This window comes from Salinibacter pepae (genome assembly GCF_947077775.1).
GTDB classification, from domain to species: domain Bacteria; phylum Bacteroidota; class Rhodothermia; order Rhodothermales; family Salinibacteraceae; genus Salinibacter; species Salinibacter pepae.
Genome location: NZ_CAMTTE010000001.1, coordinates 3,139,123 through 3,151,771, shown reverse-complemented (window position 1 = coordinate 3,151,771; position 12,649 = coordinate 3,139,123). Strand labels below are relative to the sequence as shown.

The 12,649-nt window shown below is 67.2% G+C and carries 12 protein-coding genes; 7 read left to right on the top strand and 5 right to left on the bottom strand.

The features are described from left to right. Positions 1-96 precede the first annotated feature (96 nt). A complete protein-coding gene (locus tag OJA40_RS13195) occupies positions 97-1,617 on the bottom strand; it encodes a hypothetical protein (protein WP_263810868.1) in 1,521 nt (506 codons plus the stop codon). 158 nt (positions 1,618-1,775) lie between these two features. Continuing rightward, entirely contained in the window at positions 1,776-3,173 is a 1,398-nt protein-coding gene (locus OJA40_RS13190) for an outer membrane protein assembly factor (RefSeq protein WP_263810867.1), read from the bottom strand. Positions 3,174-3,525: 352 nt separating this feature from the next. Between OJA40_RS13190 and OJA40_RS13185 the strand changes: the two genes are divergently transcribed. From OJA40_RS13185 to OJA40_RS13165, 5 genes are all read left to right on the top strand, one after another. Continuing rightward, complete coding sequence (locus OJA40_RS13185; RefSeq protein WP_263810866.1) at positions 3,526-4,263, top strand: type 1 glutamine amidotransferase; 738 nt, start codon at positions 3,526-3,528, stop codon at positions 4,261-4,263. A 22-nt stretch (positions 4,264-4,285) separates the two neighbouring features. Next, a complete protein-coding gene (locus OJA40_RS13180) occupies positions 4,286-4,747 on the top strand; it encodes an SWIM zinc finger family protein (protein WP_263791408.1) in 462 nt (153 codons plus the stop codon). A gap of 455 nt (positions 4,748-5,202) precedes the next feature. Beyond that, complete coding sequence (locus OJA40_RS13175) at positions 5,203-5,532, top strand: Smr/MutS family protein (protein ID WP_208426565.1); 330 nt, start codon at positions 5,203-5,205, stop codon at positions 5,530-5,532. A gap of 101 nt (positions 5,533-5,633) precedes the next feature. Then, positions 5,634-6,332 (top strand): gamma-glutamyl-gamma-aminobutyrate hydrolase family protein, encoded by a 699-nt coding sequence (locus OJA40_RS13170; protein WP_208426564.1) that lies wholly within the window; start codon positions 5,634-5,636, stop codon positions 6,330-6,332. Positions 6,333-6,377: 45 nt separating this feature from the next. Next, positions 6,378-8,219 (top strand): hypothetical protein, encoded by a 1,842-nt coding sequence (locus OJA40_RS13165; protein ID WP_208426563.1) that lies wholly within the window; start codon positions 6,378-6,380, stop codon positions 8,217-8,219. 33 nt (positions 8,220-8,252) lie between these two features. Here OJA40_RS13165 and dnaG read toward each other — a convergent pair whose 3' ends face one another. Both dnaG and OJA40_RS13155 read right to left on the bottom strand, forming a co-directional pair. Further along, positions 8,253-10,220: a DNA primase gene (dnaG, locus tag OJA40_RS13160; RefSeq protein WP_208426562.1), complete on the bottom strand. Its 1,968-nt coding sequence runs from the start codon at positions 10,218-10,220 to the stop codon at positions 8,253-8,255. A 67-nt stretch (positions 10,221-10,287) separates the two neighbouring features. Then, positions 10,288-10,446 (bottom strand): hypothetical protein, encoded by a 159-nt coding sequence (locus OJA40_RS13155; RefSeq protein WP_208426561.1) that lies wholly within the window; start codon positions 10,444-10,446, stop codon positions 10,288-10,290. A gap of 189 nt (positions 10,447-10,635) precedes the next feature. On the opposite strand from OJA40_RS13155, the gene OJA40_RS13150 reads away from it, so the two are divergent. After that, positions 10,636-11,478: a 2,3,4,5-tetrahydropyridine-2,6-dicarboxylate N-succinyltransferase gene (locus tag OJA40_RS13150; protein ID WP_208426560.1), complete on the top strand. Its 843-nt coding sequence runs from the start codon at positions 10,636-10,638 to the stop codon at positions 11,476-11,478. 153 nt (positions 11,479-11,631) lie between these two features. On the opposite strand, the gene OJA40_RS13145 is transcribed toward OJA40_RS13150, so the two are convergent. Beyond that, complete coding sequence (locus OJA40_RS13145; RefSeq protein WP_011403728.1) at positions 11,632-11,832, bottom strand: hypothetical protein; 201 nt, start codon at positions 11,830-11,832, stop codon at positions 11,632-11,634. Between the two features lie 189 nt (positions 11,833-12,021). Here OJA40_RS13145 and OJA40_RS13140 point away from each other — a divergent pair, with 189 nt between their 5' ends. After that, positions 12,022-12,234 (top strand): hypothetical protein, encoded by a 213-nt coding sequence (locus OJA40_RS13140; protein ID WP_208426559.1) that lies wholly within the window; start codon positions 12,022-12,024, stop codon positions 12,232-12,234. The last annotated feature ends 415 nt before the right edge of the window (positions 12,235-12,649 follow it).

Below are 12,649 nucleotides of genomic sequence, written 5' to 3'. Positions count from 1 at the left end.
AACTACCATTTCAGTATGGCCCGACGTAAGGAGAAATGCAATGTTCACGTCCCTCTCGGAGGCTTTCTCGCTCAACCCTGTGGTTCGCAGGCCCGGTCAGGGCCTCTGTGCCGTGGGGGCGGCCGTGCGCTCAACCCCGACCACTCGCCGACGCAACCGTCCCCCCGGCGACGCCTGCCCCTGCTCGGTCTGGCGCACATAGACACGGGTGGTTCCCGCTCGGGGCGTCACCAGGGAGGCGCGAAGGTAGGACGGGGAATAGTCGGGAAGCGGCACCGCCTCCCGGCTTGAGGGCATGCGAGTCAAAACGGGACTCACCGCGTCCGCGCGGTTGTCATAGGCCCGCCACGTGACCGTGCGCCGGAGGGTGTCGGGCGCTTGTCCGTAGGCGGCGCGCAGGTCCTCGAAGGTGAGCCGTCCGGACCGGACCGCAAATCGATCCAGGCCCCCTCCCCAGTCCAAAAACGCCTGCCCGATGGCGTCCCGTCGGGCGAGAAGGGTGCGGACCATGTAGTCGGCCACCTCCGCCGACGAGTAGTTGGCCGTGGAGACGATGACACGCAGGTCCTCACGGGAGAAATTCCGGATCTTCTTCGCGGCCCAGAACGCATCGGCGGGGGTGGTGCGCTGAAACGCGAGGTTGGGCCACTCGGGACGCCACGCCTGCGGATCGAACCCGCCGATGCCGAAGCGACCGAGGGCCGGGTCGTCGGGCGGCTCAACCTCCGCCCAGTCCGCCCCGCTGAGCCCGAGCGTTCCGATGCGCTCGACGATGCGGCCCAATTCGAGCACGTGCTCGTGCCCCGACCACTCCGACTTCGGCGTCGCGCCTGCACTGCCAAGCGTGAGGTGTAGGTCCGTCAGGTAGTGTCGCACAAACCGGCGTCCCTCCACCCGCACCCCCACATCAAGGGTATGCCGGGGCCGAATCTTGCTGTGGTGAATCCACGCCGCGACCACCCGGAGGCCGCGCAACTCGCGCCGGTCTTCGTGGGGAAACACGTCGTTCCCGTCGTCCGCACGGGTACCCTTAAATTGAAACGGTCCGATGCGGTGCTCAACACCCGGGATCCGCGTGACGAGCGCCCGGTACGTGCCGTCCGGACGCTGGGCGGCCGACGCCAGAAGGCTGTCCACACGGGACCGCGTGACGCCGCTGTCCGGCTCCGGCACCAGCCGCCCCGCCCGAACGCGACGCAGCCAGTGCTGCGGCACGTTGTAGCCGAGCGCGTGCAGCAGGCGACTGCTAATCATGGCGGCGCCCGTCGCCATCTCCGGGTGCGCGGGCGCGTTGAGGAGAACCCGAAAGGTTCGTCCCGTGGTGTCCCGGATGGTCGCACGAGGAAGCTCTCCGGTTCCCCCCAGCTCGACCACGCGCCACGGTGATCGCGCCGACGGCCCCGGCTCTTGATTGGGCCCCCGTCGGAGGGCGGCCGGCGACATGGGGGCCCGGTAGTGCCGATTGGTGTACCAGGACGAGTTGGGCACGCCCCCCACCGTGTTGACATTCTTCGCCGGGACGGCGTACTCCCCTGGCACCCCAAAGCTCCGTTCAAAAAACTCCAGGGGCCCGATCCCACGGTCCGACGGGGTCGGCTCCGGGAAGGGCATGTCCATGCGATCGGGGTCGTGCCACAGCGGGTCATCGGAGAGAAATCGCTGCGCGGCTGCGGACGAGGGGCTCCCGCCGAGAAGCGCCAACAGGCACAGCAGCCCTCCAGCATACCGGACCCGCAGCCCACGAGTTGAACCGAAAAACGCGGCGCACATGGTGATCAGAAGAGAGAGCCTAGGTCAAGGTGCAGCTCCCATCCCTCTCGTCCTCGGGCCACGTCGACGCGCCCCAGCGTTTTCCCATCGTTCTTGACCCGAAACCCAAGGCCGTACCCGACGCGCGGATCCGCAGCATCGACGTCGCGAACGTCGCGAAACACGTGCCCCACGTCGGCGAAGACCGCCATGTCGATCCAGTGCCAGATCTGGCACCGTACCTCTCCGTTCGCCAGCAACACGTTTCGGTCGCGGAACCGCCCCGTCGGGCACCCCCGGAGGGATCGGGCTCCCCCGATGGATTGCAATCGATAGAACGGCACACGCCCGCCCCCCGAGTGGGTGACCGACGCAAACTGGCGAAAGGAGAAGCCGTGGAGCAGCTCTTTTCCAATCGGCACGAACTCTCGAACATCGAGCGTGAAGCGGGTAAAGTCGACGTCTTGTCCCCGCATGCTCAAATTGTGTGTCACCTCAGAGGCCAGGTAGAACCCGCGCGATGCATCGAGCGACACCCCGCGCAGTCGGGGCTCCGTCGGGGCAAATCGGTGTCCGAAGGCGCGGGTGTACGGCGTGTCGCGGGCGTCAAGCTCGAAGAAAGCCCCGAGCATGAGGTAGTCCACATCGTCCCCTATGCCGGGGAGCGTCGCCCCGAACTGATCCGCGACCGTCGGCCGGCCGCCCTGCCCGGTCTCGTACCGGTTCGCCTGGTACGAGACGTGTCCCCCGAGGAGTGCACTGGGCCGGGGCGACCACCCCAGGAGCCCCCCCACAACCCCCTGGTCCAACCGGAAGCCGGCTTCCGTGTCCACTTGACTGTTGGGGCCGACCCCGTAGAAGCTCTCGCGGGGGCGGTGCTGATACCGGGCATACGCATACCCCACGTAGGGCCCGAAGACGCCCCCGAAGCGCGCCCCTGTTCCATAATATCCACGGAGGCTCCCAAGAAGCTCCGCCTCAGCGAGGCGCTGCTCCCCCGCCCAGAACGTCGGGGCGTAGAGCACCCCTGCCGTCGTTCCGGCGTTGCCCTCAAGCCCCCCAAAGACCGGGTGGAAGTCGGCAATCTCCACCCGGGGCACATCGAGAATCAGGCGGTGGGGCACGACGGCGCCACCGAAGCTACTCACAAACGACACGGCCCGCTCCACGAAGGACGGCTTGTGCTCCTCCATCGACTGGGCCTTCTGGCGACGCACGCGGCGCCACCGGGCCGCCCGACTGGTATCGCGTACGCCCGCCCGGTTCCAGGAGGAGTCGGGGACTGTCCTCGACCGGTCCGGGGGCGATGTCGGCTGCGCCCGTACTGTTCTCGGTGTTGCCCGTGCCCCAAGGATCAGGGTGGTCACGAGCGCGATCCCGAGGACGGTGACGCGACGAATGGGCCCGGGGCTGGGACCAGTCATTTGGGCGGAGACAATGGGAATCGTGAACGCAGCGGCGTCGGGATTGCGAACACTGACACGAGGGGCCCTATAGAAATTTTTCACAGCTCCCCGGGGCGGAGCGCCGAATGGGCGGGCCGTCACTCACTCCGCCCCCTGTTTTCCGCGGGGTCGGAGAATGCCTTGTTCGTCTGCGCCCGCTCGGGGGACGACTTTTAGGACCTCCGTGGTATAGACGCTACGGACGAGCCGGCTTTCAGTCAAGGGCCTTCCGGGTTTGGCGCATCGCTTGTCCTCGTCCAAGGGCCGGAACGCACTTCGTTCTCGGCGGTGATCTACGTGAGAATCTGTTGAACCGAACGCACCTTGCGAGATGCATCTTGCCCTCATCGACGCATCGCTCGGCACCCCTCACGCCCAGCGCAACTTCGAGCGGGAAGTCGATGCGTCCCTCACCGTCTACAACGCGAACGAGGGAGAGATGCCCCCACCCATCGGTGAGCCCGCTCCCGTTCAGACGGACGGCGAGGCGCCTCCGTCGTTCGACGGCGCCATCATCAGCGGCTCACAGTCCTCCGTCTATGACAGCCACCGGGCCTGGATACAGGAGCTGAGCCGCTGGGTGGAGGGGGCCATCTCCGACGGCCTGCCCCTTCTTGGCGTGTGCTGGGGCCACCAGCTTCTCGCCCAGATCCTAGGGGGGACCGTTCGCGGGGGCAACTATGAGCTGGGCTACATTGAGGTTCAGCAGGAGGCGGACGATCCGATCTGGGACGGGCTTCCGGATCCCTTTACCGTCTTCGCTACCCATTCCGATCACGTGGTGAAGATGCCGCCCGACGCCCGCCTGCTGGCCTCCAACGAGACGGGCGTACAGGCGCTCCGCTACGAGCAGGTGTACGGCGTGCAGTTCCACCCCGAGTACGACCTAAAGACCGCCGAGGCCATGATTCACTCGAAGGACCTGTCCGGCCGCACGATCCAGCGCGCCCTCGACACCTGTACGGACGACAACGTGGAGGCGGCCGGGACCGCCACCCGCGTTTTTGAGAATTTCCTCGCCCACGTGGCCTCCGCCCCCAAGACATCCTCTTCTCCCCTGAACGCATAATTCTGGTTCCCCTTCAGCCATTATGACCACTCTTCCCGTCACCAGGGACCAACTCCGGGAGCACACCGCGGGCGGGTCCTTCGAGCGCGGCCGGCAATACTTCCACGACGGGGCTGTGCAGTCCGTGGAGCGAACCGACGATCACACCTTGAAGGCGAAGGTGCAGGGAAGCAACGTGCACCCGTACGTGGTGACCGTTCAGTTCGAGGCCGACCACGTCGCGGCTGTTGAGTGCACGTGTCCGTACTACGAGGGCTCCTGGTGCAAGCACGTCGTCGCCACTGTACTGAAGGTGCTCGACAGCGACGAGGTGCCCAAGTCGGATCCTGCCGCGGTCGCCGATCTTCTGGCGGGCATGGATCGGGACCAGTTGACCACCCTCATCGAGCGGCTCGTGGAGCACGCCCCCCGTCTCGTGGACCAGATCGAACGGGAGCGGGCCCGTCTAGCTGGAGAGTCCGATCCGTCCGACGGCACTGCGTAGGCCCGTTTCCGTGCCCTCCGTGCGACGCCCGGGTGCAGGGCCGTTGACCGGTGCCGAGGCGGGCGCCCCCATCGACTCAACCTCGCGTCTGCCGGCCTGGGCGGCGTGATGGGGTGCCCTTTCTCCGCGGGCACGGCCGCCCTGCCGCCTCCGCCGCCCCGCGCCGGCGCGGCACTCCCGACTCCGATTCATACCAACCGTTCTGCCGTTCGCCCGCGTAGAAACGCACCGTGGGCGCCGCCTTACCATCGTGCCCTAACGACCGACGCCTCATCCGGGCGGACGCGGCGAAACTTTCACACGCTTCCCGATGGCTGTTGCGGGGCCCCTTCCAGTGCCCCGTGCACAGCACTGCCCCTCCACGGGGACAGTTTCGGGCCGGGCTCCCTCCCGAATCTCTTCTCGGCCGGGAAGGTACCACACACGCACTGTTTCTACGCCCCACCCCGAGGCCCATGGCGACGCCTACGCTTGACGACGACGGTTCCACGGTGACCCTCGACCTGCACGGCCTGTCGGTCGACGAGGCCCTCGACGTGACCTACACCACGCTTCGTCTCGCCGAGAGCCGCGGGCGGAGCCAGTTGAAAGTGATCCACGGCTCCTCCACCACGCAGGGCCAGCGCCGTACCATCAAGAGCGCCCTGCACGATCAACTCGATCGTGGATCCCTCGGCTCCCACGCGACGAACATCATCCGCTCCCGCGACACCCTCACCCTGGCCCTCGACCTGACGGCCTCCTCCGACCCAACCCCCATCACGCTGCGCGACGTGCGGCCTTGAGCCCCCTCAACTGGACCCGCCTGCCGTCTCCCGGTGGGATGGCACATAATTTGGGCTTACCCTCCCCCCCCGTCTTCCTGCACCGCTCTTCTCCGTGGCCTATGCCCGCTCACATTGGCATTACGACCGCCCACACGGACGGGACGCAGCGCCTGGACCGCCGGTACACGGCGGCCATCGAGAACGCCGGTGGGGTTCCCGTGGTGCTCCCCATCACCGAGTCCGACCGGACGGTCGAGGAGACGCTGGGCCGCATTGACGGGCTGGTGGTGCCGGGGGGACCGGCCGTCTCCGAAGGCCTCACCGGCCCGCTCCCCGACGCGCTCGCCCCCCTCAGCCCGCGGCGGGCCGCGTCGGACCGCCGCTGGATTGAGGCCTGCTGGCAGGCCGGGCGGCCCATTCTGGGCATTTGCTACGGCATGCAGCGCCTCAACGCCCTGGCGGGCGGCACGATCTACGGGGATGTGGAGGCCGAGCACGAGGGGGCGCAGACGCACAGCCAGAAACGCGGGGGCACGACCCATCCGGTCACCCTGCGGCCTTCCTCTCGTCTCCGCCGGTGGCTGGACGCCGAGGCCCTGACCGTCAACACGCGCCACCTCCAGGCCATCGCGACGGTCGGGGACGCATTTTCGGTGGCGGCCACGGCCCCGGACGGGGTGATCGAGGCGATCGAACACGAGAGCGGACGCCTGTTCGGCGTTCAGTTTCATCCCGAACGCATGGGCGACGTCACCCGACCGCTCTTTCGGGCGTTTCTGGGGCACGCCCGGACGGCCTCTGTCTCTTCCTCAGCCTGACGTCCCGCGCCCTCGCTTCTCGTCGATGTTCACGACTGCACTGTTATGCGCCCTCCCTTCTGGTCCGACCAATCCGACGACGGCGTCGACGCGTCCTCCCCCGGGGCCGCGCAGCTTATTCGTCGTCTCTCGGCCGTCATGCTCAGCGGCGTGACGCTGCTCGTCGTCCTGAGTGCGCTCGCCCCGTTTTCTCCCGGACAGTCCCAGGTCCTCCCCGACCTTTCATTCCTCCCTCCTGCCCTGCTTCAGGGCCCGTCCTCGTCGGAGGCGAGCACGGCCCCGGCCCTGGCGGACCGGTCCTCGCATCCGTCGACGAAGCTCGCCCCCTACTTCACCCCGTCTGCCTCCCTCGCGGCGACCCGCACCCCGGATGTCCTCCGGCAGTTTCACGACCTGCTGGACCAGTACGTCCACCGGCAGGCCCGCGACGACAACTTCACGATCCGGGTCATCGACCGCCGGACGGACGAGGTGCTGGAGCTGTTTGCGCTCACGGACCTCCGGGCCGCGTACGAAAACGGCGCCCCCGTAGACTGGAACACGGTCGATGAGCGGCGCCGCGAGGAGATGGACCGGCTCGTGGACAAGTACGAGCGGCGCGGCGTTCCCCTCGACGACATCATCGTCCGCTGGGGACGGGCCAATCAGGTCGAAACCGCCCACGAGCGCGATCGGGCCTACCGGGCCTACGAGCGCCGACTCGCCGAGCACCTGGGACTGAGCCTGCTCGCGACGGAGATTGGGACCGTTGAGACGTTCAACCAGGATCACCTCGTGTCGACGGCGGGGGCCGTGAGCCGCTACCAGATGCTGCCCTGGATCCTGCGCCGGGGCGGCGTGACCGAGTACACGCTTCCGACCGAGGCCGGCGCCTGGGTGCGGGTCCGGGAGGAGCGCAATCCCCTCCTCGTGTTGGAGCCCGCCTTCCTGTTGCTACGCGGCTACGCCAACGCCGTGGGGCACGAGCTACCCGGCCTGTCGGCCTACCACGCCGGGCCCGGCAACATCTTTAAGCTGTACCGCGCGTTTTACACCTCGGATCACTTTACCGCCTCCTCGACCGTGGCGGACGCCTACGCCTGGGCGGTGACGGAGGGCTTCGACACGGTGCGCGACGGATCCACCTTCGGCGGCGACTCCCGCGGCTACGTCCCCGCCGCGTACGGCGCCCTCACGGCCCGCGACGACCGCCCGGTGGACCAATCCCCCCCACTCCAGGCCGTCCGGTTGCAGGTGGACCCGGGCACCTCAGTGGCGCTGCGCGATCTTCTCGCCCCCCTCGACACCACGGCCCGGTCGTTCGATTGGGGGCCGGCCGCCGACACCGCCCGGACGACATACGACCGCTTCCGCGCGCTGAACCCCCACATCGACCTGCCGGCCTCCCCTCGCAGGTCCATTCCGGAGGCCGGCAACGTGCGGTTCGTTTCCGCCGTCGACGGCAAGGCCGTGCGCTTCTTCCTCCCGCTGGGAGCCCCCGATGTGCTCCGCGCCGCGGGGATTCGGTCCCTCAACTCGTCGGCCACCTTCCGCTATGACGCCTCCACCTACGCGGGGCCCCGCCCGGGCCAGGTGACCCGGTGGGACCGGCAGTACGAGGCCCTGGTCGACGACATCGCCCACTTCGGCTTCACAGAGGGCAACCGCGAGCGCCTGCTTCAACTCCACGACCGCTTCGAGACCCTGGCCGAACAGCGCCCGACCCGGTACCGCCGCCGCCAGCTTCGCATTATCGGCACGCACCGACGGCTTTGGATGTCCAGTCCCTGGCAGGACCTGGCCGACGCGACGACCCGCGCCACGGGCCGCATGAAGCTTGAGGGCCGTCCCCCGGACCTTTCGTTCACGGTCCCCACGGTTCCCGATACGCTCCGGCGGCGGCCATAGTCTCGCGGCGCGAAAGCGTCGCACGGCGGCCTCTCAGTCCTCAAGAAACTCACCGCGCTTGATGCCCTTCCGGAGTTCCTGCAGCGACATCATCTTTTGCTGTAGGCGCTGGACCTCCTCGTCCGCTCCCTGCTGGCTCGCCTGATACATCCGCTCGCGGACCGTCTCGATGGCCTCGTCGACACGGTCCATCTTCAAAAACTTCATCGCGCTCCGGGCCGCCTCGTAGGGGCGGTCGTTGAGGTGGGGCACCGAGATGTCCTCCTTCTGGGCCCAGTGCTCGGAGGCCTCGTGCTCGTCCATCATGACCGACGCGCCGAGTTGCTGAAGCCTCTCTCCGTGCTTGCCATTGAGAATCTGCTGGGGCCGCACCGTGCCGTCCTCGTACATCTCGGTAAAGGCTTTTGCGAGGGCACGGGGCGCCCCCTCCGAAAACTCGTCCAGTGCCATGTGCCCCAGCACGAGACTCACCATGCGACGCCCGTTCTCCAACATGAGGCGAAACAGCACCTGCTCTTCCGGGAGCAGCACGGGGCCGGACGCCGTCTTTCCGGTCGTGGAGCTGGGAGGCGGGGGCGACGCGCCGTTCCGGTCGGGCGGGGCGGCCTGCTCCCCCGATGGCGACGCGCCCTCCTCCGCCTGTCTCTGCTGACGCTTTTGCTCTCGCTTTCGTCGCCGCTGGGCCCGGCGCTCCATCTGCTCCCGTTCCGCCTCCAGCATGCGGAACAGGTCCGAGTCCGGCACGCCCGTCACGTCACTCGTGTGGGCCACGTACTCGCGCCGGAGATTCGGGTCCGGAATCCGGGCGACCGACTCGATAATCTCGCGCTGAACCTCCACCCGATCCTCTGGGGTCTCTAGGACCCCGTTGCGGCGGGCCCGCTGGTAGGCGAACGACGGAAGGTCCTGCCGGTGCTCCTGAACGTAGTCGGAAAAGGCGTCGCCCCCGTGCTCCTGCACGTACTCGTCCGGGTCGTTGCCCGCGGGAAGTTCTACGGCGTAGGCCCCCAGTCCCGCCTCCAGAACACGCTCCATTCCCCGCAGGGCCGCCCGCTCCCCTGCCTCGTCGGCGTCGTAGAGCATCACCGCCCGCTTGGCGTACCGGTCGAGCGTGCCGACCTGCTGCTCGGTGAGGGCCGTGCCGCTGGAGGCGACGACGTTTCCCACCCCGGCCTGCGACAGACTAATCACGTCCGTGTACCCCTCCACGAGCAGCACCTCGTCGGTCTTGCGGATGGCCTGCTTGGCCTGGTGCAGGCCGTACAGCACCTCCTTCTTGTGGTAAACCTCCGTCTCCGGCGAGTTGATGTACTTCGGCTGGTCGCGCTCGTCGTCGGGATCGAGGATGCGCCCGGCGAAGGCCAGCACCTTGCCGATGTGAGAGAAAATGGGAAAGATGATCCGCCCCCGATACCGGTCGTAGTACCCGCTCCCGTCGTTGCGCTCGATAATGAGCCCCGCCTTTTCGAGCGTCTCCCGGTCGATCTGCTCCTCCTCCGCGACCGTCAACAGGGCGTCCCACTCGTCGGGGGCGTAGCCGAGCCCAAACTGCTTGATGGTCTGCGGGGTGAAGCCGCGCCGACGGAGGTAGTCGAGCGCGGGCCGCCCCCGGTCGGACTGTGTGAGCTGGCGATAGAAGAAGCGGGCCGCGAAGCGCAGGGCGTGCAGAACGGCCTCGCGCTCGTTGGCCGCGTCGGGGTCGGTCTCCTCCTCCGGCAGCGGAACGCCGTACCGGTCGGCCAGCATCCGCACGCTTTCCAAAAACCCGACCCCCTCGATCTCCTGAACAAACTTGAAGGCATCCCCTCCATTCTGGCAGCCGAAGCAGTAGTAGAGGTTCTGGTCCGGGTCGACACTGAAGGAGGGGGTGTCCTCGTTGTGGAACGGGCAAAGCCCCATGTACCGCGACCCGCTCTGCTTCAGTTGAACGTAGTCCTCCGCCACCTCCACGAGGTCGACCGCGGTGCGGACCTCTTCAATTTTTTCGTCCGGGATGGCCATGACTGGGGAAGCACCTTGCAGGAGACACGGCACACATGTGGATTAGAAGCGTGGCCGGGGGGCTTTTCTACGCGATCCGGCCCCGGTCTGCCGCGGTCTCGGTCTGAATCCGATGGGCCTGCTCATCCTCGCCCTCCACCGGCCCCACGTCGGGCTGGTCGGCACACTGGCACGAGGTGAGGCTGGCACAGAGAAGAAGGGCCGCAAATACGAGCGATCGTTTCATGGACGACGGTGAACTTGGTGAGACGCGAGCGCATAACGCCCCTGTCACCAGGGGCCAAAAGGCGTTCTGCACAAAAAATGCTACGGGGTACGGGTTTACAATGTGTCTATCGCTTCGGAGCTTCATGGTGAATGCGCGCAACGAGGACGATTTGCCCTCATCGTCTGTCCACACACTGGTTTCCGACGCATGACCGACCTACAAGACCGCATCGAATCGCTGGTGGCACAGTCCAAAGAGCCCTCGGGCGTGGACCGGGGGGCCGCCGGCGACGCCGTGGCCGATCTCGTACAGGCCCTTAACGCCGGCGAGGTGCGTGCCGCCGCCCCCGCCGACGACGGCACCTGGCACGCCAACGAATGGGTGAAGGAAGGCATCCTTCTGGGCTTCCGGATCGGCCGCACCGTCGACTACTCGGGCGACCGGTTCCCGTTCTACGACAAGAACACGTTCCCGGTCAAGCCGCTCCGCAAGGCCGACAACGTGCGGCTCGTGCCCGGCGGCTCGGCGATCCGGACCGGGGCGTACGTGGCGCCCGGGGTGGTCTGCATGCCCCCGATGTACGTCAACGTGGGGGCGTACGTCGACGCAGAGACCATGATCGACTCCCACGCCCTGGTGGGAAGCTGTGCCCAGATCGGCAAGCGGGTGCACCTGTCCGCCTCCGCCCAGGTTGGGGGGGTACTGGAGCCCGTACACGCCACCCCGGTGATCGTGGAGGACGATGTCTTCGTTGGGGGCAACGCGGGCCTCTACGAGGGCTGCATCGTGCGGGCCGGGGCCGTGCTGGCCGCAGGCGTCACCCTCACCTCCTCCACCCGACTGTACGACCTCGCGGAGGAGACGGTACACACCGCCTCCGACGACGAGCCGCTGGTCGTGCCCGAGAATGCCGTGGTCGTGCCGGGCTCCCGGTCCGTCGACTCGGCGTTCGGAGAGGAGCACGGCCTCTCCCTCTCGACCCCCGTCATCGTGAAGTATCGGGACGCCGACACCGACGCCGCCACGGTTCTGGAGGACGCGCTCCGGTAGCCCCGGAGAGCTTTCCCCTTTTCCCGAGCGTCGACTGTGCCTCCGGGCTTGGCCGAAGGGCCTTCGCTCGGCGGGCACGCTCACCGATCAAGGGCATCCGCCTTTTGCCTGCCCCCCACCGTACGGAGCGGGTGCGCACCCGCTCCCCGGGAGTCACTCGCGCGCAAGCGAAAACCCGGCGTGGGTCATCACCTCACCCAGCTTTGCCTCGAGCTTGTCGCTTTCCACGATCGTGAGCTCGGTGCCCCGCCGCACCTTCGAGAGCAACGTGTGCTTGTTGATGCCCTCAATCTCGTCGGCCAGCGCCGAGATCTTCAGGTACGGCTTCAGAGACTGCAGCTCGTTGATGGTCATATCAGGGTGAGCGATTTTGCACTCAAAACGCGAATCCTAAAGTCATTTGAGTTTTGTGTGTTTCAATTCAGTCACGAGTATGGCGCTGGGGATTTCAAAGTCCGATGAGGAACATGAATAAGCCTATCGGATAAATTATTGTGCGAACGGACACAGGATACGTCAATACGACACCGATAGGCACTCTTTATGAAAAGCTCTTCTTCGCTCTTCCGATCCCCCTTCCGGCGCGACACGGAGACTCAGCGCTCCAACCCGCCCGTCCACACGCACCACGTGCGCGACCTAGAGGCCGCCCTCGGCGCGTCGATCGGGCGGAACTTTGATTTTCTGAGTCGCCGGTTCCGGGACGTGCGGTCCCCCTCCTCCCCCCGGTCGCCCACGACGCGGGTTCGGAAGTAGAATCGCAGCCGCGGACGGACGTCCAGGGCTCGGGCTCGTGCGCAGCCGGACGGCTCGCTGCGCAGGGCGGGGCGGAGGCGCTAGACTGATTGATCGGCGGAGACTGCCGGGCACGCGCACACGGCGGCTGCCCCACCCTACGCCAATCGGCGTGCGGGGACATTCGGGACACAGTCTGTGGGATGCGTCGCGGCCACGTACGTCTGGGGAGGCCGGATCGGCATGCATCGAGGCGCTTCTGCGTTGTGTGGGCGAGGCGCACTCGTCCCGGGACCGAAACCGAGAACAGTCAGGAGCCACGCCCCAGCGCCCCTCGGGACCTTGACGCCACGAGATCGGGGGATACGGGTCCCCTTTCCTGACGGAGGGGGCGCAGGTCCCAGGGGTTCAGAGAAGACTCCTGGATGCTCCAGGG

Excerpts from the sequence above, each read along its gene's own strand:
- OJA40_RS13175 (WP_208426565.1), top strand. The coding sequence starts at position 5,203 with ATGGCGACGCCTACGCTTGACGACGACGGTTCCACGGTGACCCTCGAC.
- OJA40_RS13180 (WP_263791408.1), top strand. The coding sequence starts at position 4,286 with ATGACCACTCTTCCCGTCACCAGGGACCAACTCCGGGAGCACACCGCG.
- OJA40_RS13145 (WP_011403728.1), bottom strand. The coding sequence starts at position 11,832 with ATGACCATCAACGAGCTGCAGTCTCTGAAGCCGTACCTGAAGATCTCG.
- OJA40_RS13195 (WP_263810868.1), bottom strand. The coding sequence starts at position 1,617 with ATGGACATGCCCTTCCCGGAGCCGACCCCGTCGGACCGTGGGATCGGG.
- OJA40_RS13165 (WP_208426563.1), top strand. The coding sequence starts at position 6,378 with ATGCGCCCTCCCTTCTGGTCCGACCAATCCGACGACGGCGTCGACGCG.
- OJA40_RS13190 (WP_263810867.1), bottom strand. The coding sequence starts at position 3,173 with ATGACTGGTCCCAGCCCCGGGCCCATTCGTCGCGTCACCGTCCTCGGG.
- dnaG (WP_208426562.1), bottom strand. The coding sequence starts at position 10,220 with ATGGCCATCCCGGACGAAAAAATTGAAGAGGTCCGCACCGCGGTCGAC.
- OJA40_RS13150 (WP_208426560.1), top strand. The coding sequence starts at position 10,636 with ATGACCGACCTACAAGACCGCATCGAATCGCTGGTGGCACAGTCCAAA.
- OJA40_RS13185 (WP_263810866.1), top strand. The coding sequence starts at position 3,526 with ATGCATCTTGCCCTCATCGACGCATCGCTCGGCACCCCTCACGCCCAG.
- OJA40_RS13140 (WP_208426559.1), top strand. The coding sequence starts at position 12,022 with ATGAAAAGCTCTTCTTCGCTCTTCCGATCCCCCTTCCGGCGCGACACG.
- OJA40_RS13155 (WP_208426561.1), bottom strand. The coding sequence starts at position 10,446 with ATGAAACGATCGCTCGTATTTGCGGCCCTTCTTCTCTGTGCCAGCCTC.
- OJA40_RS13170 (WP_208426564.1), top strand. The coding sequence starts at position 5,634 with ATGCCCGCTCACATTGGCATTACGACCGCCCACACGGACGGGACGCAG.